Annotated in this window: 17 protein-coding genes and 2 pseudogenes; 7 read left to right on the forward strand and 12 right to left on the reverse strand. The window is 35.3% G+C overall.

All coding sequences use genetic code 11. From position 1 onward, the window contains the following. Positions 1-460: 460 nt before the first annotated feature. Positions 461-2,281: a laminin G domain-containing metallophosphoesterase family protein gene (locus ACFX4I_RS25325; protein ID WP_230304005.1), complete on the forward strand. Its 1,821-nt coding sequence runs from the start codon at positions 461-463 to the stop codon at positions 2,279-2,281. Between the two features lie 115 nt (positions 2,282-2,396). On the opposite strand, the gene ACFX4I_RS25330 is transcribed toward ACFX4I_RS25325, so the two are convergent. The 5 genes from ACFX4I_RS25330 to ACFX4I_RS25350 form a co-directional block, all read right to left on the reverse strand. Then, on the reverse strand, positions 2,397-3,293 hold the full coding sequence (locus ACFX4I_RS25330) for a DMT family transporter (RefSeq protein WP_377423904.1): 897 nt from the start codon (positions 3,291-3,293) through the stop codon (positions 2,397-2,399). A gap of 604 nt (positions 3,294-3,897) precedes the next feature. Then, positions 3,898-4,722 (reverse strand): ABC transporter permease, encoded by an 825-nt coding sequence (locus ACFX4I_RS25335; protein ID WP_377423906.1) that lies wholly within the window; start codon positions 4,720-4,722, stop codon positions 3,898-3,900. 21 nt (positions 4,723-4,743) lie between these two features. Further along, positions 4,744-5,559: an ABC transporter ATP-binding protein gene (locus ACFX4I_RS25340; protein WP_283932858.1), complete on the reverse strand. Its 816-nt coding sequence runs from the start codon at positions 5,557-5,559 to the stop codon at positions 4,744-4,746. 27 nt (positions 5,560-5,586) lie between these two features. After that, positions 5,587-6,648: an ABC transporter substrate-binding protein gene (locus ACFX4I_RS25345; RefSeq protein ID WP_377423908.1), complete on the reverse strand. Its 1,062-nt coding sequence runs from the start codon at positions 6,646-6,648 to the stop codon at positions 5,587-5,589. A 336-nt stretch (positions 6,649-6,984) separates the two neighbouring features. Beyond that, entirely contained in the window at positions 6,985-7,677 is a 693-nt protein-coding gene (locus ACFX4I_RS25350) for a DUF1796 family putative cysteine peptidase (protein WP_377423911.1), read from the reverse strand. A gap of 924 nt (positions 7,678-8,601) precedes the next feature. Between ACFX4I_RS25350 and ACFX4I_RS25355 the strand changes: the two genes are divergently transcribed. Then, positions 8,602-9,819: a cytochrome P450 gene (locus tag ACFX4I_RS25355; RefSeq protein WP_377423913.1), complete on the forward strand. Its 1,218-nt coding sequence runs from the start codon at positions 8,602-8,604 to the stop codon at positions 9,817-9,819. A gap of 365 nt (positions 9,820-10,184) precedes the next feature. Here ACFX4I_RS25355 and gloA2 read toward each other — a convergent pair whose 3' ends face one another. Together gloA2 and ACFX4I_RS25365 are read right to left on the reverse strand one after the other, a co-directional pair. After that, positions 10,185-10,571 carry an SMU1112c/YaeR family gloxylase I-like metalloprotein gene (gene gloA2, locus ACFX4I_RS25360; RefSeq protein WP_377423915.1) on the reverse strand — a complete coding sequence of 129 codons (387 nt, stop codon included), beginning with the start codon at positions 10,569-10,571 and terminating at the stop codon, positions 10,185-10,187. 586 nt (positions 10,572-11,157) lie between these two features. Next, positions 11,158-12,402: an MFS transporter gene (locus ACFX4I_RS25365; RefSeq protein WP_377423917.1), complete on the reverse strand. Its 1,245-nt coding sequence runs from the start codon at positions 12,400-12,402 to the stop codon at positions 11,158-11,160. A 171-nt stretch (positions 12,403-12,573) separates the two neighbouring features. Between ACFX4I_RS25365 and ACFX4I_RS25370 the strand changes: the two genes are divergently transcribed. Further along, on the forward strand, positions 12,574-13,458 hold the full coding sequence (locus tag ACFX4I_RS25370; RefSeq protein WP_377423920.1) for a LysR family transcriptional regulator: 885 nt from the start codon (positions 12,574-12,576) through the stop codon (positions 13,456-13,458). A gap of 172 nt (positions 13,459-13,630) precedes the next feature. On the opposite strand, the pseudogene ACFX4I_RS25375 reads toward ACFX4I_RS25370, so the two are convergent. Beyond that, positions 13,631-13,723, reverse strand: a pseudogene (locus tag ACFX4I_RS25375) (hypothetical protein); the annotation flags it as partial. A 65-nt stretch (positions 13,724-13,788) separates the two neighbouring features. Between ACFX4I_RS25375 and ACFX4I_RS25380 the strand changes: the two are divergent. The 3 genes from ACFX4I_RS25380 (at position 13,789) to ACFX4I_RS25390 (ending at position 14,350) form a co-directional block, all read left to right on the forward strand. After that, the gene (locus ACFX4I_RS25380; RefSeq protein ID WP_377423923.1) at positions 13,789-13,950 is read left to right on the forward strand and encodes a hypothetical protein; all 162 of its coding nucleotides are present in this window, start codon (positions 13,789-13,791) and stop codon (positions 13,948-13,950) included. A 116-nt stretch (positions 13,951-14,066) separates the two neighbouring features. Beyond that, the gene (locus ACFX4I_RS25385; RefSeq protein ID WP_289335774.1) at positions 14,067-14,198 is read left to right on the forward strand and encodes a hypothetical protein; all 132 of its coding nucleotides are present in this window, start codon (positions 14,067-14,069) and stop codon (positions 14,196-14,198) included. A gap of 29 nt (positions 14,199-14,227) precedes the next feature. Then, positions 14,228-14,350, forward strand: a complete 123-nt coding sequence (locus tag ACFX4I_RS25390; RefSeq protein ID WP_377423936.1) for an ATP-binding cassette domain-containing protein — start codon at positions 14,228-14,230, stop codon at positions 14,348-14,350. Positions 14,351-15,009: 659 nt separating this feature from the next. Here ACFX4I_RS25390 and ACFX4I_RS25395 read toward each other — a convergent pair. The 4 genes and pseudogenes from ACFX4I_RS25395 to ACFX4I_RS25410 all read right to left on the reverse strand — a co-directional run bounded on the left by ACFX4I_RS25395 (position 15,010) and on the right by ACFX4I_RS25410 (position 20,563). After that, positions 15,010-16,401: an Ig-like domain-containing protein gene (locus ACFX4I_RS25395; protein ID WP_377423926.1), complete on the reverse strand. Its 1,392-nt coding sequence runs from the start codon at positions 16,399-16,401 to the stop codon at positions 15,010-15,012. 655 nt (positions 16,402-17,056) lie between these two features. Continuing rightward, positions 17,057-17,347, reverse strand: a pseudogene (locus tag ACFX4I_RS25400) (transposase); the annotation flags it as partial. Between the two features lie 283 nt (positions 17,348-17,630). Then, a complete protein-coding gene (locus tag ACFX4I_RS25405) occupies positions 17,631-18,461 on the reverse strand; it encodes an HNH endonuclease family protein (protein ID WP_377423928.1) in 831 nt (276 codons plus the stop codon). Continuing rightward, entirely contained in the window at positions 18,458-20,563 is a 2,106-nt protein-coding gene (locus ACFX4I_RS25410; protein ID WP_377423931.1) for an AAA family ATPase, read from the reverse strand. The genes ACFX4I_RS25405 and ACFX4I_RS25410 overlap by 4 nt, the downstream gene beginning before the upstream one ends. 266 nt (positions 20,564-20,829) lie before the next feature. Between ACFX4I_RS25410 and ACFX4I_RS25415 the strand changes: the two genes are divergently transcribed. Next, the gene (locus ACFX4I_RS25415) at positions 20,830-21,066 is read left to right on the forward strand and encodes a hypothetical protein (protein WP_377423934.1); all 237 of its coding nucleotides are present in this window, start codon (positions 20,830-20,832) and stop codon (positions 21,064-21,066) included. Positions 21,067-21,404: the final 338 nt, after the last annotated feature.

The raw sequence follows: 21,404 nt of genomic DNA on the forward strand, positions 1-21,404 counted from the left end.
TAGGCGAAAATTCAAAGGGAATTTCAAAAGGGTTTCAGAATTTTTTAATTCCGAACCCCTTTTGTCTACAGTCTGAGACAGCTTATGGCTGTCTCTTTTTTTGCTTTTTCTTCGTTTTGTCCAATAACTCCAATTACCAGTATGCTTGTTTCCCTACTCCCCATCTGAAGTACAAATTTCTGCAAACAAAACCCTTCATATTGATCTTGATCTCTTTTGACAATTAGTTGTAATCCCTGATTTCAACAAGATAAATGCACAAATTAGAACTTTTATCCTAATACCCTTTAAAAGAATAAGTCTTTTTTACTCATCCTTAATAAGTTATCGAGAAGATAAGCAAACTATACCATATTGCAGCTATACGGAATCTACCTAGGCTTAGTACGCTACAAATTAATCCAGGTAGTAAAAAGGATAAATGTATATCGCTTAATCAAAATGTAACGGGGTGATGTTTATGAGAATGAAAAAAGCATTAATAGGTCTCTCACTCTTATGTATGATTGTTCCTGGTATTGCCAAATCGGCTGATTCCGTTGCTGAAAATAATCGAAGCAATATCGTGGCAAATTGGAAATTCACAAAACAACATGTTAAAAGCGGTTCAATCGATAAAGGCAATTTAATTATAGAAGATACAAGCAAACATGGAAATGATTTAGAGTTAGTGACGATAGGGGATCCTGCCTCGCCTGAATTAAAAAATATGATTCAATGGTCCGAAGAAGATTATCATGATCAAGAAAAAGTGGATAGCTTGGAGTTCGCTAATTACGAAAACGCCCCTTCAGGAAGATATTTTAAAACCAAAAAGGGTTCCCCTATCAATTCGGAGAAATTCGATAAGGGGTTTACGATTGAAGCGGTGTTCAAGTTACCAAGCGATTCCAAGAATGCCATGGGGCTTTTTTCTAGACAAGGACAGGCAGCAGATCTTAATAAAATGGAAGGCGAGAAGAAAATCCTTTCTGCTTTAACTGTATCCAGTGATCAAAAAATCCACTGGACAAGCCATCCATCTAATTTAAATTATAATGTAAGCAATTGGTCTCGATCATTAAATGCTGATGAATGGTACCATTTGGCGGTTGTTAATGATGGTGACACGACGACTCTGACTTTGAATGGCGTCAGCGATTACGGAAAATCGGAAAAAGTAATCGGTATTGCAGCAGTTAAAGGGAAAGGCTGGAACATCGGAGCATCTGAGTGGGGAAATAAGTTTAATGCACTATTCAAAGGGAATATCCAGCAAATACGAATTGCCAATAAGGCTTTAACTGAAAAAGAATGGCTTGTACAGGATGCCCGTGACGATGAACCATTCGAAGGATCAAACAAAGCTTTACCCTTTCTAACGAATAAAAAGAATTATAATTTTCTATTTGTCCCGGATACTCAGAAATATTCAAGCCAAAATCCAGAGATTTTCAATAGCCAAATGAACTGGATTTCCAATAACACCAAGAAGAACAATATCATCATGAATACATTTGTTGGGGACATTGTCGATAGTGATTCAGAAAAACAATGGCAGAATTCCCTCGGAGCCATTTCCCATTTGGATAAAAAGGAAATTCCATATTTGATGGCGGCCGGGAATCATGACTATGCGGACGGCGATCCTTTCTTAACGCATTATGGGCCGCAGCGTTTTTTGAATAAAAAATACTATAAGGGGTCGTCTCACTCTGGGTATAGTTCATATGCAATCGCTAAGGCAGGAAGTTATGAATATCTAATCTTGATAGTGGATATGAAAAATTTGCATAAGGATCTGGAATGGTCAAAAAAAGTTCTAGACCAGCATAAAGATAAACCGACAATCCTCGTCTCGCATGATATTATATTCCCGAAGATTAAGGATGATAAAACCATTGCCGTCGAATCTTCTAATGGCCGTGTGATTTGGGATGAACTCGTAAAGGACCATAATCAAGTATTCATGACGGTTAATGGACATTATTATGGGATAGCACATCGGGTAAAACAAAACTCAGCAGGAAATGATGTCATTCAAATGCTGGTCAATTACCAAACGAATTATCGAGGGGGTAATGGCTGGCTAAGACTTGTAGAATTTGATGAAAAGAAAAATGTATTGTTATTCCGGACCTATTCGCCCTTTGTCGACGAAATGTCCAAAAAAGAAAAATCCTATATCGATTATAAATTTTTAACAGGTGAAAATAATTCATTTAAATTAGATTGGGACTTTAAAAAAAGATTTAATTTCAGAGAGGCGGAAAAATCCAATTCCCCAGGTGTATCTGATTAACCTCATCAACCTGGGTGAATTCCTTTTATTAGGATGCCCTCCTATGTGTTGAGTCGTCCAAGAAGGATATACGTTCATTCATGATGATCTGGGATGCTGCTATTTTTTCTAGTTTTCATGCTGCTTTTTTCACCACTGATTTATACTTTCCGAAACCATTAACGACAAGGACCCCCAATATCGCAATACTGCCGCCAATGACTGAAAGGGTACTAGGTACTTCCTGCAGCCAAACCCAAGCGACGAAAATGGCAATCACAGGTTCAATGTACAACAAACTGGAAACGGAACTGGCTTTTCCTAATGATAGTGCGACTGCCCAAGTTACATAACCGATGGCTGCAGGGAAAATACCAACAAAAACCGCTGATAAATGACCTTCCATTGTAGCATGTTGAATTTCTTGAAATAGCCCAGGAAAAAATATGAAAAAGGGTATTGTACCGATCCATGTGAAATAAGCTGTCAATTCAATCGGATTATAGCGGCTAAACAGTGGCTTTTGGATAACAAAAAACACTGCAGAAGCAATAGCAGACATCAGCACTAAAAGGGCACCTTCAGAAACTTTCAGGGAAGGGCCTGCAGTACCTAATGTTATTAAGGTGATCCCTATGAATCCTATGCCTAAACCAATCCAACCGAATAGGCCGAGACGTTCTTTTAAAACGAACGCAGCAATGATCGCGATGAAAACAGGTGCTGAACCAATCAGCATTCCAGCCGTTCCCGCCGAAACGGTTTGTTCCCCGAATGTCACCCCGATATGATAAATACTAATACCAATAAATGCAAGAATCGATATCCTCAGCAAATCCTCTTTTTTCGGGAGTCGAAATTTCACCCCAGGCCATAGAGCATAAAGGACAAAAATCCCTGATGCTATAAGATAACGAACAAGTACCAAATGGCCTGCTGAATACCCGCCATGTAAGCTTGCACGAATAGCAGCGAATGTAGATCCCCAAATAATTACTGTAATAGATGCCAATAAAAATGCCTTAGTGTTCAAAACCTATTCCTCCCAACCATTCACTATAAACTGAAGGTATCATGGATACGTGAGAACTTCAATAAAATTTCTATCTCGCTGTGAAGTGGCACAGTAAAATAACGAATCAGAATACATTCTGAGATGTGATCATCGCTGACGAAAGTAAATAACAAATGGGCTTGGAAAGGAAATCTTCAATTAAAATGTGATTTGGTTAAAAAGGCATGCTAAACAAAAGGTGCTTCGTATAGGAAGCACCTTTTGTTCAAACTGTAGACAAACTCGATATTATTTAAGATTGCCTACAGTTTTTTGAGGGAGTGTAAAATATGAACGTTGATTGTAACGTAGGGCACTCGCTTTCAGCGGGCGGTCCGGGAGCCTCCTCGGCGCTCTTGCGCCTGTGGGGTCTCCCTTGGACGCGCTTTTCTAAGCAGGAGTCTCGTACACCCGCTCCAATCAACTTTGTTTAAAAATTCAGATGGAACCCCTTTTGCTACAAACCCGATTACAATTACCTTTTCCAAATTTAAGCTTACTTGAAATATTGTCTTGAGGCTTTTACACTGTAACCGTTTTGTGAAGCAATACTGCAAAAATAACGTTTACATTATAAATTCAATTAACTATTTTCTGGTTTCCAAGATGAAAAGCGTCTTTCAATAATGCCTAATAATGAAGTAAGAATGATTCCCGTAATCGTAATGACTAACACTCCAACAAACATACGATCTGTTTGTAGATTTTGACCATTGCTTGTCAATTGATATCCGATACCAGCTGTCGAAGCGAATAATTCACCTACAACTACAGCAATTAATCCTTGACCAATACCTAAGCGAATACCGTTTAAAAGGAATGGTACCGTCGAAGGCAAAGCAATTGTTTTAAAAATTTGAAATTCACTTGCACTAAACGTTCTTGCTGCTTTTATTAAGTTTTGATCTAAAGTTAACATAGCTTTTTGAGCGCTCATCACTATTGGAAAGAAGGCCATCAAAAATACTATTACAATTTTTGATGCTGGTCCTATTCCGAATGCAATGATGATCACTGGTAAAAGGGCGACTTTAGGAGTTACATATAATCCTGAAATGAAAGGGTTAACCACTGCATTAAAGGTAGAATTCCAGCCCGATAACACACCAATCGGAATTCCAATAAGTATGGCTAAAACAAAGCCTGCAATAAATTCGTAACCACTTACTTTCATATTTTCCCAAAAAGAAATTTCTTGGACCATTACAACTGCCGCTTGGGCAATTTCAATTGGTGAGCTTATGAACAATGGATTTATCCATTCATTTTGAGAGGCAGTTTCCCAAAGCAACAGGAATAGTAAAACAGAAGCAACACTGATAAAAAATGACTTTTTTTCTTTTTTCATTTTCTTCGCCTTTTTTATCTTTTGCTTTGATTGTGTAAGTTGAATCGTACCCTTCGTCATAGTATTCTCCTTTCACATTAATTATTTCTCTTTATTATCGAAACCTTGTTTAGAAGACTCCTGTTCAATAATGGACCAAATATGATCTACAAACTCTAAAAATTCCGGGCTACGCTTCACATGAAGATCTCTCGGTCTAGGTATATCAACATTCACAACCTCCACTACACGTCCTGGTCTTGCCCCAAAAACAAAAACTCTATCAGCTAAAAATACCGCTTCATCAATTTGGTGTGTAATGAAAAGACTTGTCTTTTTTGTCTCATCCCATATTCTAAGTAACTCACCTTGCATAAATTCCCTAGTTTGAGCGTCCAATGCCGAAAATGGTTCATCCAGTAAGATTAATGATGGGTTTACCGTTAATGCCCGAGCCAAGTTTACCCGTTGCTGCATCCCACCTGACAATTCATGTGGATAATGATTTTCATAACCTTTTAAACCGACCATTTCAATAAATTCTTTGGCCTCTTTCTTTTTCTCTGCGGTTATTTGCTTTAACAGTTCAACTCCATAAAGAACATTTTCCAAAACAGTTCTCCAAGGTAATAGACTCGGGTTTTGAAAAACCATTGCCCTGTCCTTGCCGGGACCATCAATTTTTTGCTGATCTAATAGAATTTCCCCCTTACTTGGCTTCAATAATCCAACTACAGTATTTAAAAAAGTGGTTTTCCCACAGCCGCTCGGCCCCACAATACATATAAATTCACCATCTTTGATATTTAAGTTTATATTCTGCAGGGCAATCACTTCTGCACCAGTTTTATTGTTTACGTAAGTAACATCCAAAAAACGAGTGGACAATTTGAAATTTTCCAGTTGTGCATTTTCCATCTTGACTATCATCTCCTTTCTATCTATTTATTTTTTAAATGCTTCTTCTATATAACTATTTGTCCAAATAACATCTTCAGCAGTATCCTGTTTAGTAGAAACGCCTGACAACTTGCCGAATTCAACTAATGGATCCTGGGCATTATCCCAAGCTTCTTGATTCATTTCTCCATAGCCTTTAAAAGTGTTTTTCAATCCGATTAGTGATTCCTCTAGGATATCAACATCAATTCCATCAAAATAAGATTCGATTGATTCGGCTGCCTCTCTTGGGTTATTACGTGTGAATTCCATACCTTTCCCTATTGCCCGAACTACTTTCAAAGATGTTTCCTGATTTTTTTCTAAATATTCCTTTTTAGCAAAAACGGCTTCCCAGACCATATTCCCATACATTGGCTCTTCACTTGTATTGATTACAATCTCGCCAACATCTTTACTTTCCGCTTGTAAACCCATTGAAGGCGATGCTATACCACCGTCAACAATCCCCTCCTGCATACCGCCAATCTTCGATCCATCTCCAGCCAATTTGACGGTTTTAAGCGTATCGGGGTCAACACCATGCATTTGCATTAAATAGCGTGTGTATACGTCTCCAGAATCACCAACAAGGTTTGTACCAATAGTTGCCCCATTCAATGAAGCAACTCTATCTTCAAATGATGAGTCTTTAGAAACATTCTTTTTCTTTTGATATTGTTTAGAGAGAGTAATTTGATAGGTTAGCGCTGAATTTAAAGATTGAATCGCCATTAAATCTTCACCTTTGTCAAGAGGAGTGAACATACTTCGAGGACCCGAGACCGCAAACTGAGCTTCTCCTGATAATACAGAAGCGATTACTTGTGCTCCTCCACCACCAGAAACAATCTCAGCTTCAATTCCTTCCTGTTCAAAATATCCTTGCTCAATGGCTACATACAATGGGGCAACCGACAATAACCGTGCAGGTTCCGTAAAAGTAAGCTTTACCGCTTTCCCTCTTGAATTCCCCTTATTTTCCGTAGTTGTTTCGTCACTTGGACCGCATGCAGATACTATTAACACCAAACAAAGCAGAACGAACGCCAATTTATTCTTAAACATGCTACTTACCTCCCTAAATCAAAATATTTAACACTTCATTCACTAACTAACAATATTCCTCCTTTAATTTAGTTTTATATACAAAACATAATTTTATATACATATCAATTCTAAATCAGCTGTCCCTTTTGGGTCAATTGTAATTTTTGAAAATTTAGATAATTCAGCGGATTAAGGCACAAAAAAACACTCATTTAAAATCATGAGTGCCCTTTAACTCTTGAGATATAATTTTCTGCTTCTGTAAAAATAACTCTTCTGTTCATCCTGCTAATAAAGGAAATAGACTAATGCTTCAGCAATTTTAATGTTTGCAATATAAAATTGCAATCAATATTAAGAATATGTTTTTGTTAAGGTTAGCCCATTATACACATAATCCCACATTGAATCATCATTAGGACCGTCGCTGGGTACTTGCACTGTACAAATGCCCTTGATTCCCCAGTCGATTTCATTAACATCTTTCAAGCCCGCTATTGGATCAAGGAAGAGGATATTAAATTTCCCCTGTATCATTTCAGACAAGACGGATTGCAATTCCACCGCTTCGGGAACGGAAACTGCCCCCCACCTAACAAATAAGATGGATTTGCTATTTGAAATTATTTCAATAAACTTATTTATTCGGTAATTGAGTTTTTCTTTGTAAGCAGGATAAAGATTAGTCCAATCTTGGTTGGGAATTATTGGGAAATCATGGACTGAAATAATATTATAATAGGTATCTTGGATAAAATGCGCGTCTTGCTGCTTACCGCCTTCACCAGAAAAAACCGCATCTCCATCATCAAGATAAGAAGAGATACCATCTACCTTCTTCATATTGTTAAAGTCCATAAATCCGACAAATCTGTTCTTCAATAATCTGCTTACATCCTGGAGTGAGTTAGATACAACCCAATCAAGGGGAAATGAAAACCGCCTCAAATTATGCCGCCTTAAATTAAGAGAAGGTCCACACCAGCTTCCTAGGCTAATGATTACATCATAAGATCCTTTTATATCTTGTAATTTCAATTCAGTCATCCTCTCTACTAATTTCCCTATTTCATCAAATCCTTTTGGTAATTAACAAATTTTAATTCCAGTCTTTTTCACTTTGTTCCGGAATTATATAGACAATCCAGCCATAACGAATTTTCAGTTCTTCAGCCATTATTTCGGCGGTTTCTTTATCAGGAAATGTACCCGTTATTAAGCGGAAACGGTTATTTCCGCGTTAATTATTTTTTCTTTCATGGCTTGTACCTCCTTTTTAATATCTTATGAAGCTTCCTTTAAATCTGTATAGTACTTAATAGATTACTAGCAGCCCTTTTTATGTTTCTGAAAAATAAAAGAAGCCCTACTTGGATAAAGTGGACCTGTTGAGAGCTTAAGGAATTATTGGAAATGCAAAAGAAACTTATGGAGAAGTGAATGACTATCTAAATACTGTCCCCTTTCCACCTTTTATTGTAGGGTCAATAACCTTTTTCGAAATAGTGCTGAGATCGTGAATTTCAAGAGGCAGATCATCCGGATCACAAAAAAAGTAAACCATTTCCTGTTAACTCATCAACTCGATAGGTTCGACTGGAATGTTTTCTTTTTCTAACTCCTCAATCGCTTGATTATATCACCCACTTCAAAGGCAAGATGCCTAAGCCCTCTTGCTTCAGGATAACTTGGACAATTGGGCTATAAGGAAAAAGAGAACAATTCCAGCTGATATTCCCCTACGACCACTTGGGGTACCGGTATGACCTTAAACGAGAAGCTATGAAACTCAAAAGGGTTTTTCAATAGGTGGTGAGTCAAATATTCAAAGTTATTACTTTCTTCTTATTGAAAAATATCTCAATTTATGTCAATTGAAACCAAATTATGAGTTTGTTATCTTATTTAATGAACCGGTTCATGACTAGTTTATGTATGAATATTAGTCACAATAAAAGGAGAGATGAAACCATGACACAAGTACGTAACTCAACAAGCACAGTGGAGCAGTATGCTAATCTCATTCCCATGAGCGAAATTGCTTCGAACGCAGATCAATTATTTCCTTTTCCAATCTTTAATAGTTTACGACAAAAAACTCCTGTAAGGTACGACGAGGCTCGAAGCTGCTGGGATGTGTTTCGATATGAAGACGTTCATTATATTCTAAAAAATCCAAAACTGTTTTCATCGGAACGAGGGTCTGGAACTCTTCAAGGAAGCATTTTGACAATGGACCCTCCTCGACACACGAAAATGAGAAACTTAGTGAACAAGGCATTCACTCCTAAAGCAGTGAAGGATTTAAAAAATAAAATCGAAGAGGTGACACTTTACCTTCTCGATCAAGTTAATGAGAAGGGGACCATGGATCTCGTTCATAACCTTGCTGGTCCGTTGCCTGTCATAATAATTGCCGAATTATTGGGGGTCCCTGCTAAGGATCGGGATCTTTTTAAAACCTATTCTGATGTTCTCGTGGCAGGCGCCAAAGATAATTCAAATGAAGCCTTTCAAAGAATGGCACAGAAACGTAAGGAAGGAAGTGAGTTTCTTAAAGAATATTTCAAAAAAATAATTTTAGAGAGAAAAGTAAATCCTGAAGAAGATTTAATTTCGCTATTATTAGCAGCAAAAATTGATGGGGAAAAATTAACAGAAGAAGAGGTACTATCTTTCTGTGTTTTATTATTAGTTGCGGGAAATGAAACAACAACTAATTTGATTACAAATGCCGTTCGCTATATGACAGAAGATAAAAACATTCAAGAACAAGCTAGGACTAATCTGCCTTTAATACCAAAATTGGTAGAAGAAACACTACGCTTTTATCCTCCAATACAGGCAATTGGCCGTGTTACAAAGGAACATGTCAAAGTTGGGGGCAAAACAATCCAAAAGGGGGAACAAGTAATTTGCTGGGTCGCTTCGGCAAACCGGGATGAACAAAAGTTTGCAGAGCCTAATCGGTTTACGTTAGAAAGGAAATTAAATCCTCATTTGAGTTTCGGGTTTGGTATTCATTTTTGTTTAGGTGCCCCGCTTGCACGTCTAGAAGCAGAAGTAGCTCTCGTGACACTTTTAAGTACTTTTGCAAAATTGGAAGGTGTAAAAGGGACTGAGCTGGAGGCGATTCCAAGTCCGTTCGTTTTTGGAGTGAAAAGACTTCCTTTAAAATTCACAAGATAATGAGCCTTGCTGCCTAAGAATATATATTAGGTAATACAAAAACCTAACAATAACAAAAAATGAATTTTTTTATATAATCTCAATGAAAAAGGGAGTATTTTAAATTACGACCTTTTAAAATTGATTACTTGGAAAGCATTTGTTGGAGAAGATGTTAAATCCTATATTTATCCAGTTAGTAGAAATCACACTGCACTTGGTTGATAAAAACTTAATATATAATAGATTTTATGACCTGAAAAATACAGAAACAAAAATGGAAATCATAAAATGATTTCCATTTTTGTTTTGAGTACTATTTTGTTTTAGGGCACCTTGATGAAAGACTTTTCTTATATCAAAATATACCTACCCTACTGTAAGTACTACTTTTCATATATTTCAAGAGGCAGATCATCCGGATCACAAAAAAAAGTAAACCTCTTTCCTGTTAACTCATCAACACGGATAGGTTCGACTGGAATGTTTTCTTTTTCTAAATCTTCAATCGCTTGATGAATATCTTCCACTTCAAAAGCAAGATGTCTAAGCCCTCTTGCTTCTGGATAACTTGGACGATGGGGGCTATCCGGAAATGAAAACAATTCCATCTGATATTCCCCTCCCACCATTAAATCTAATTTATAAGACTTCCTTTCTGCCCGATATGTTTCCTGCTTAATATCACATCCTAAAATGTTTACATAGAAGTTTTTTGATTTTTCATAATCGGAACAAATTATAGCTACATGATGTATTTTTTTCACCTTCATTTGTTTCCTCCCTAAGAGCATTGGTTAGTTTTAAAATTTACTTTTACCAAAGTTATCCATTAATAAAACCTTAGATTTCAGTGCTTCCTTCGGACTCTACTGGACGATACTGGTACATCCATTTCCCTTTCACCTGGATACAGCTCTTAACACTGCACAAGCATTCGTCGCTCGAGGTGGTGATTATCGCTTTATCAACTCAGACCATATTGATGAGACCAACGCATTTTCATTGTGTAACTATCGAAATGCCTCTTCCACCCCTCCACCAGCTAGATTAATTCAGCACATTAGTAAAAACTGATATACGTTTCAAACACCTCAACCTTTTTCCTAGCGAAAAAAGCGATCCAGTGAACAAATTACCTGCAAATAGTAATAAAAAAAATCATGTTTAGATTTTGACCGAACACTAATTTGAAAAGACTAATAAAGTTCTATTTCGTACTCGAAAAGGAGCTGAATATATATTGCATTTGTTGAATGTATGTTCGGGTTATTCTTAGTTGGTTTAGTTTATTAAAAGATAAAAGGAGAGTACATATTAAACAAGGCAAATATGTGCTCCCCTTTATTTATTGACGATTCATGGGTTACCTGAGGTTTGTTTCAATGGGTTCTGAGGTTTTAAAACATCATAATGTTTATATCGGTATTGGCGCTTTGAAAGGTATACTGAAAGTATAAGAGCAAGTAATAAGAATCCCGAAATCATGACGATTAGTCCCTCCCATCCGAATATGGACCAAAACACACCTCCGACTGTTCCACCTACACTCGATCCAGCGTAGTAAAGAAATAGATATAATGAAGATGCTTGTGCCTTGTTATGTGAAGCACGTTGTCCGACCCAACTACTGGCAATCGAATGACAGGCAAAGAATCCAAAAGTAAACAATCCAAGTCCTAGTATCTTCACAAACAAATCAGAATCCAAAGTTAAACAGACTCCGAAGAACGAAATCAAAAGATTAATGATTAATATTTTTTGCTTACCGTGTCGATCTACCAATTTCCCAGTCCAGGCAGAGCTAAACATTCCAACAATCATAACTATAAATATCCAGCTTACTAACGTTTGACTTAATGAATAAGGCTGGGCAATTAATACATATCCAATATAATTGAACAATGCTGCATTACTTCCTAAAAGCAAAAACCCCATCGTATATAAGCAAATTAATTCTGGATCCTTAAGATGGTCAATTAAGGATTTCCCTAACCTTCCAATCTCTAATTTACGAGGTTGGAAATTTTGCGAAGGTGGTAAGCTAATCCAAAAAATCAGGGTGGCCACTAAGCTTATTAGACCGATTCCTCCTATTGCTATGTGCCAACCAAGGTAGTCGCTCAGCATACCAGAGATAATTCTACCACACACAGCGCCAATTGCATTGCCACTGATATACAGGCCCATTGCGGTTCCAAGGCTTTTAGGCTCTATTTCTTCTCCAAGATAGGCCATTGCAATGGAGGGAAGGCCAGCCAATGCAATTCCTACCATAGTACGAAACACCAGTAAGAGATGAAAATTAGGGCTGAATGCTGTAAGAATACAAAGCACCGAAGCAAGGATCATAGAAATAACCATGATAGGCTTACGTCCCCATACTTCAGACAAAGAACCAAAAACCAGCATGCTGATGGCTAGAGCTATTGTTGTGACCGAAAGTGACAGACTTGCAGTAGTTGGAGAAATACTAAACTCTTTAGTGAACTCTGGCATTAAAGGCTGAGCACAGTAAAGAATAGCAAATGTATTGAAACCAGCCGCAAAGAAAGCAAAGCTAGTTTTGCGAAAGACAGGTGTACCTTGTTGAATATATCTCATAATACAATCAACCTTTGCCATCTATATTGCATAAAAAATCATTCCTTTTAACAAATTCTATTCTTGAATTTTATATTACCACCGATACCTTATGATGTATAATTCATTATAATAATGGTTTTAATGATTATATGGAATGAAAGAACAGATTTATGAAAGAGGTGTCTATGGATGGAATGGCAACAGTTTGAATACTTCCAAACTCTAGCACGTATGCAACACGTGACGCGTGCGGCAGAAGCGTTATCAATCACCCAGTCTGCCCTCAGCCGATCTATTGCTCGTTTTGAGGATGAAATAGGTGTTCCATTTTTTGAACGTCAAGGGCGTTCAATTAGATTAAATCAATATGGTCACATCTTTTTAAAGAGTGTGGATAGTATGATGAAGGAATTCCATAAAGGTAAACAAGAAATTCAAGAGTTGCTCGAGCCAGAGCAGGGACAAGTCTCCCTTGGTTTTCTACACACGTTGAGCACGAATCTTATTCCAGATTTAATCGCTTCTTTTCGTATGCACTATCCAAAAATCAATTTTCAACTCACACAAAGCCCATCCCATACTCTTCTTGAGCAATTACAATTAGGAGAATTGGATCTTTGTCTAATTGCGCCTATGGAAATGAAAGCGCCACTCCAATGGGCGCAACTTTGGACGGAGGAACTCTTTGTTATAGTCCCTAAAGGGCATAAATTCGCCAATTATGAAACGATCACTTTAGAAGAAATTGCAGCAGAATCGTTTATTCTTTTAAAAAAAGGATATTCCCTCCGCATAACTGTCGAGCAATTGTTTGAGGAAGCAGGGATTACACCTAATATTACATTTGAAGGAGAGGAAGCAAACACCGTAGCAGGGCTTGTAGCTGCCGGGCTGGGAATCTCAATTCTACCGACCCTGAAAGGGACAGACCAAAGTGAAATATCGCAAATACGTGTTCAATGGCCGCAGTGCCAACGGGTAATTGGAGTTTCTTGGGTCGAGGGAAGATATTTATCACCTGCAGTTCGACAATTTAAACAATTTGTCTTTGATCATTTCTCCGGAGAGGAATAAGAATTTCTGTAAAGGAAGTTTTATATAAAATAACTGACTGAGTTACTAATAGAAAAACTATAGCAGTATGTAAAATATATAGTTTTTCCTTTTTTTATATACAGTTATGAATTAAGGGGATTTGAGGGATATTCGCTTGAAAAGCCCGTTCGGGGGCCTTTAAATTAGGAGTTTATATAAGTAATTTTTGAAGGTCAGGTGGATAACCATACTTCATTAACAGTCTTCTGTTAGTAATCCTTATTTTAGCTCTTGCTGATGATCTATCCAATCAATATTTATATTGATTGGATAGCCTTAGTCCCGGGAATAAGGAAGCTGGATCAATCAATGGCCAATACCAGACAGCATCAAGTCCATGAGCAGAAATTGGAACAGCTGGTTAAGTCCATGCCTTTCTACATCGTTGAATATGTTGACAATAAATTAGATACCCGGTCCCCTTCCACCTTTTTGAATTATGTTCTTGATTATAAATTATTTTTTGAATGACTGATTGTGGAAGATATTGCTGAGCAGGAGCATATCAGTATAATATTTTAGCATTGTTACGGACGCTACAAAACAAAGAACAACTAACAATGCTTTTAATTACACAGGATCTCGGAGTGATTGCAGCATTAGCAGATGATGTTGCAGTAATTTATAATGGCGAAGTAATTGAATATACCGATGTTTATACTTGCTTTGATTCTCCTAAACACCCACATACGAAACAACTACTCGAAGCAGGATTATAGGGGGCCACTAAAAAATTTTGATTTACTTATTGAATACTCTCGGATTAGAACCATCTTTGCTCCAGCGCTATCCAGAAGAATTGAGTGGTGGTCAACAACAACGTTTGGCCATTGCTAGAGCAATAGCCACTAAACATCTATACTTATATTAGATGAAGTAACAAGTAGCTTAGATCTAGTATTACAAAAAAAAATATTACAACTGCTTCAACTATTGCTGAGAAACAACAACTGAGTTTATTATTTATTACACACGATATACAAGTAGCTCGTTTTATAGCTTCACAAATTCTTGTATTAGATCAAGGTGGAATTATTGAACAATTTTCCAAGCTTCAACAGCCTTGTCATTCGTTAGCTAAACAACTATTTCATTCTGTATTACCTAGTCATCCATCTAAACGTTAATAAAATCATTTCTTTTGTAGTTGCCAGCAACATACACAAAACTTCCTTTCTATATTATAGGGAGAGAATGAGCATTGGAATTCCCAATGGCTTGTATTTAAAAACAATTTGATTTCTATAAATTGTTTTCAAACATCTATATCTTCTCTATATAATGGTAGCAAAGCATTCTCAATCACTTATCGTACCTCTACCTCAATACGAATGGGTTCTGATTTTGACAAACAATCATATAAAACATGTAACTCTCTTTAGGTATAGTACTCCCTTATCCCTTATAGAGACACCTACCATTCTACATATTGGGACAAATTAAGATGTGCTAACGAGTATTATTATGACTCACTAAGGCCTTCCAAATGAAAAAAGGGAACCACCAGGCTCCCTTTTTGTTATATTGAACTTAATGTTTTACAACTTTAGTTATTGCCTTTGAACTAGTATTCCCTGCTTTATCCTTTGTAGTTATTGAAAGTGTAGTTCCTTTTTTCTGTGCTTTAATCTTGACTGAGTAGCTCCCCTTAGAACTTGCTTTTGCAGAACCTAACACTTTACTTCCACTTTTAACAGTTACAGTTGAATTAGCTTCTGCTTTACCAGTAACAACTTTATCATTGTCATCGACTTTATTTACTGTTGGCTTATTTGGTGCAATAACATCTACAACAGTTACCGTTGTACTTGAACTCACATTCCCTGCACTATCTTTAGCTGTGCTTGTCAATTTAGTACCTGCTTTTTGAACTGCAATTTTAACAGAGAACGTTCCTTTAGATGTTGCTTTTGAAGAGCCTAACATTTTACTTCCACTTTTAACAGTTATAGTTGAATTAGCTTCTGCTTTACCAGTAACAACTTTATCATTATTGTCAACTTTATTTACTGCTGGGTTACTTGGTGCAATAACGTCCACAACAGTTACCGTTGCACTTGAACTCACATTTCCTGCACTATCTTTAGCTGTAATTGTCAGTTTAGTACCTGCTTTTTGAGCTGCAATTTTAACAGAGAACGTTCCTTTAGATGTTGCTTTTGTAGTGCCTAACACTTTACTTCCACTTTTAACAGTTATAGTTGAATTAGCTTCTGCTTTACCAGTGACAACTTTGTCATTATTGTCGACCTTATAAACAGTTGGCTTAGATGGGTTAACATTGTCTACAAATGCTGTTGCGGTAGCATAAATGTCATATTCAGTATTATCGTCAATGTACTCGTTATCTTGGTCTATAACACCTACATAGTAGGTGCCTTTTTTAGCTTGATACGCTTGTACTTCAACACCGTCCTCATATTCACTACCTAAATATTCTAAGCTACTATTTGTAACAAAATCTTTTTGCACAGCCGCAAATTCTAGATCAATAACATATGAGTCAGATAATCCAGCCACTAATAAAACTCCACTACTAGGAACATCTATTTTATGAAAATCCACATCATACAAAGGAAGTAATTGACCGATTGTTCCTTTTTCATATGATGCGTTGTCTGCTGAGTCAAAGTCATCATTATACTCAGTTTCAAAAATATACTCATCGCTGGAAGAACTACCCATTCTACTCATTTTACTAGAACCTTTAACTGATTGCGGTTGAGAACCATTTACTTCTTTTTCAAGTTGTTTAAATGTTTTAGAATAAATGAAACCCTTTTCAAGTGGTTTTTCCACTTGACGTTCAATAGACTTCCTTGCCAATCCGTTCTCGTTTTCCTCGGCCTTCACAGCACCTACCGACAATGATGTAGTAAATAGACCTACAGCAACCAAAGATAAAATACCTTTATTACGCACATTTATCCCCCCCCTAAATTCGTTATTAAGAACTATGTAATACTTTTACATACTAATACATAAGTCCCTTAATTACCATAATTTTCTCTATCTTAATTTTGACAAAAAACGCCATATAAAAGAGAGAGTAGTAGGTGTTTAATTTTTTAGGTAATTGAAACTTAGTAATTGGCTCTATATATCATCAAGATAAGTATAAGGGCTGCCTGTAATAGCTGATAGTTCTGAATATTGTTCCGTAAATGGGGGAGGGTAGTTACTAGATTACCCTTTTTATATTTTAAGTTTTTTGTTTATATAAGATAAATTATAAGAAGTTAATAGTACACAAAAAAATCCGTCTCAAAACGACAAGCAATCTTAATGTAGTGAGACGGAATAAAAGTGTGAGAAAAAGTACACATCTTAAACGTATCATTCCACAAGATATTCATACTTGTTCATTGTATAATTAGGTACTCCTTATTTTGATCTCTGAATACGATTGTCCAGACCATTCGCATTCAGAGAAAAAACCTCTGGGTTCATTTCCTAATTGTTGTCAATATCTTTCTCTAAAATTTACATTTTCCTTATGATATACTATTTTTGGCCATGCCAAATAACCCTCCAAAATCCTTTTGGATGGATTTTTTCTGTTACACAATACCATTAATCAGGCTAAATCTAGGAACGTTTCTTTTCTCTTTAATAATGCGTAAATCCAATGAAGCAACTTATTCATATAGGCAACGATTGACACTTTGGCAGGTTTTCCTTCTGATTTTTTCTTTTCATAGAATTCTTTAAGCTTTTTGTTCCTTGAATTTCTTATGCTGCAAAGGACGGCAAGATACAGAGAATGACGTAGTCTGCTCGAACCTCTTTTAGTCATACGATTAATGGTTGCCGTAAACTTACCCGATGAGTGAACACTTGGATCTACTCCAGCGAAGGCAACCATCTTGAATTATCTAAAGAACAATATATAATCTCCATTCGTTTATGAAGAAGGATGCCTTTCATGCTGCAATATACTCACTATCCTATGTAGTTAAAGAATTCTTAACTTACTATAAAATTAAAAATCATATAGGAAACAATAAAAAAGCAACCAACATAATATTATTTGATTGCTTTTTTAACAAAATTGGAGAGTGAAAATCTAACTGATTTGATACTAACCCAATGTGTTTAATTCTCATAACTAAATAATAGAAGAACAGGCTTTAAAGAATTAATATAGAATACTATATTTTTTCTTTAACCTTAGGTTTATCAATCAATGAATTTGTTACCTCTAAAAAAAAATAATTTTCTTTATACTCTGCACGATATCGTTTAATAATACTTTTAGTCATGGCTATATATTCTGCTTCTTCATTGATATAACACTTTAAATCTTTAATATTCCTTTTAGTACGTCTAAAAAGAACATCTGGGTTATCTTGAAAATCAAGTATATCTTGAATTATATCGTCGAGCCTATTAATAATAGTATGACGTGCATATACTTTTCTTCGTAAGTTTAAATCCTCTCGGTTTAGTCCATATACCTCAATGGATTTAATTCCTTTTAAAGATTTTGAATGTATAGTTCCTTCATCCGTGAAATTAAAAAATAACTCTGGATTATCAACGCACGGATTTATTAATAAAGGACGCTCAAGAGTTAAATAATCATCTTCACTGTTCATGGCATAACGTGAATTAGGATCAATGGGGAATTTATTTCCTTTAAACGAACTATTACATACCCCACATGTATAAAATAAGTTATCCCAATCTGCTGCAAGCCAATAATACCCAATATGTTCTTTTTCCTCTGCTACCTTTCCTTTTGGCCTCCAATGTTCAATGTGTGCGTGTTCAATATGAGTGAGAAAACTTTCACAATAAGCACATTTTTTCTTAAATAAATCTCTGAGTGCCTCTCTTACATATGTTTTTTTATAAACATTAAACAATTTAAAGGCCAAATTACTCTTTTCAATTTCAAAATGTTTAATCACTAAGGCTTTTTCAATTCTACTGTCTTTGTCTAATTCCGGAGGACCACTAGTCCTAGTAACATGTATCATATTTCTTCAACCCCGTAAATTTTCCACAGCTCAACTAACTTTTCTTGTGTGCTTTTATCAACTTTATGATAAGATTGGTTTTTTAACTTTCTTGCTGAAATATATTCATCTATAACTTGGTAAAGTATACGCTCACGATTCGTTGAACCAAGATATTTAAACTCATCTAAAGCTTCTTTTATTTTCTGAAATTCTTCAGTTCTTTCATCACTTGGGAGGCTCAATTGGTAATGAAAATCTTTTATTAGTTTGTCATATTTTGGATCTATCGTGCTATTCATACCGAACATTTCAGAAGTTAATATTTGATCTATACGTAGACCTGCTGGGTCAGGCAAATCATCAATTACATTAATGGAATCTCCGTTGTGTTGAAGTACAGCTATTTCCCCATTATGGATTCCACGTAAACATAATGGGTCATGACTTGTAACTATAAATTGCATTCTTGGAAAAGCTTGACGTAGTCTACTTACAATTCTCATTTTCCAAGTTGGATGTAAATGAGCGTCAATTTCATCAATCAGTACAATTCCCTCGGCTAGATTTCCACTCTTGTAAACTTTATATATACTTCTCATGATATCTGAAACAAGTAAAATTATAGTTTTATATCCACTACTTAATTCATTTAAAGAGATTTCTCTAGCACTTCCTTTTCTAATTAAATAAAGATCTTCATTCTTAAAAAAGATTTTTATAGGATTGTCTTCATAAAAAGGAAGAATATCCAATATTACTTGAGATAAGGCTCTTTGTTCTTCATCAGTTTTTAACCAACTTATTGGATGAGGGATAAAATAATCCTCTTGTTTTCTTATAAATAAATTATCAACATTGTTGTTCTCTTTTAAAACTTTACTCTCATTTAAAAGTCTTGTCGCTCCATAAGCAATAACTGGAATAGTAGCCTTAGAGTCAATTACTAGGCTATTATCCTTAAAACCCAATTCAATGGGTTTGTGTTCATCTACTAATATTATTCGTATATAACCTTCTTCACCTGAAAAAAAAGACTTTAGTGATTGTCTATCTTTTTTATCAGCTGACAAAGCTAGTGCAATCGCTTGAAGTATAGAGGTTTTACCAGAACCATTCTCTCCCAGAAGCATTAACCAAGCTCCTGCTGTTTCTTCAATATTAAAAGAATGTGTAAAATTAAGGCCACGAAAATTGTGAACTTCGATTGACCTAATTAAGTTTCTTTTAAAATAAAAGCTTTTTGGTGGTTTAATATTTTGTCCTTTTTCAATATAGGGATTTATTTTATTACTGAAGTCGCTGACAGTTCTAAAGTCACCAAATAGACTTTTCAGTAAATTTATAAATTCAATATCATTAAAAATCAGTTCTTTAATATCTTCTTTAAGTTTGTCAATCCATTTAACCAAGAACTGTTTAACTATTCCAGAGTACGGACTTTTAATTGATATATTTTCTATTTCATATATATAATGAGAAATTTTACTATCTATAAAAGCATTAAAAGAATATCTTGCTTTACTTAAACTATCTTTCCTTTCCTTTATTAATGAGGAACGATTTAAATCTAATAGTTTAATTGTAGTTGCCCCTTTTCTAGTCTTAGCTTCTACAAAACCATCTTCCTTAAAGTGTATATGTTTTGCAGGGTTTTCTTGACAAGGATCTATAAGCAAATGTTTTTCATTGTCCACATTTGAGAAAAGAGTGGCACGTTTTCCATGTATAGGAAATACATTTCTTTTTAAAACATTGCAGTTATTACAAACTAAATAAAGATTTTTCCATTCATAGGCAAGCCAGATGTAATGTTCTGATGAGTAATCACCATTAGTATTTATTACTCCATTGACAGGGCGAAAACGATCTATATGACCAAAACCATAAACAGGTGTCTCACAGTAAGCACATTTATCGGAAAACTGATCTCGTAATTTCGTGTACCAATTTTTATCTAAATTTTTAATTGATTTTGCTTTATAACTATCAAATACATAAAAATATTCATCATCACTATTATCGACTTCTTTAAAATGCTTTACATAACTCTTTAAATTTTGTTTTTCCATTTTCAACTGTTTACTCATTTTTGGTGTTTTACGTCTTTCAATATAAATCATTATATATCCCCTTACTAATAAAGTTGTATTTCTAAGTAAATATCCTTAAATTTATTAACAAGGTCTTTAGCATAACATTCCAACTTATAATATAATTAACCTGATTTTTAAAAATAAAGCTCCTTTTTACCGTTTAGTTTACAATAATGTGTTATTTTCTTAACCATTTTTAATAATTTTTGGGTTTTTACGGATACTTAGTTATTATATTCCTGATATAATAGAACCATATTTTTAAAGATATTTCCATATAGGAGGATAAATTTATGAATGCATCTCAATCAAAAAAACATGTAGAGAGTATTATAAGTGAATATCAAAAAAAGAAAATTACAATTGATCAAGCGAGAGCAGAATTAGTTGAACATTACCTTAAATTGATCCCTCATTTTAGAGAAGAAATTTCTAATATTTTAACAAAATCACTGGCAAAAACTGATATTGAACGTGCTGAAGAATTAGCAGATTTAAAGATCTTCGAGAGTATGATTTTTGAAGGGTAAAATCTGGATATGTAGAAATAATTTGATCGAAACACCTTGTTTCTGTTGTAACTTTAAGAATCAGAAATTAAAGTTTAGACAGTATGTTATTAAAGCTTTTGAATATTTTCAGGATATGTAAATATTTTAAAAAAACCCCTCTGAAAGAGGGGTTCCAGTTTGTAGACAAAAGGGGTTCGGAATTAAAAAATTCTGCACCCCTTTTGAAATTCCCTTTGAATTTTCGCCTAAAGTTAAGAGGTTGCGGCTCTACGAGCCCACATGTTAGGCCATTTTTGGACCTCGCCATGTCCAATTGGCCATCTTCTTTAAATTAATGGCAGCGAAAGTAAGCATCG

Source organism: Peribacillus sp. YIM B13472, from assembly GCF_042788005.1.
Taxonomy (GTDB): Bacteria; Bacillota; Bacilli; order Bacillales; family DSM-1321; genus Peribacillus; species Peribacillus simplex_E.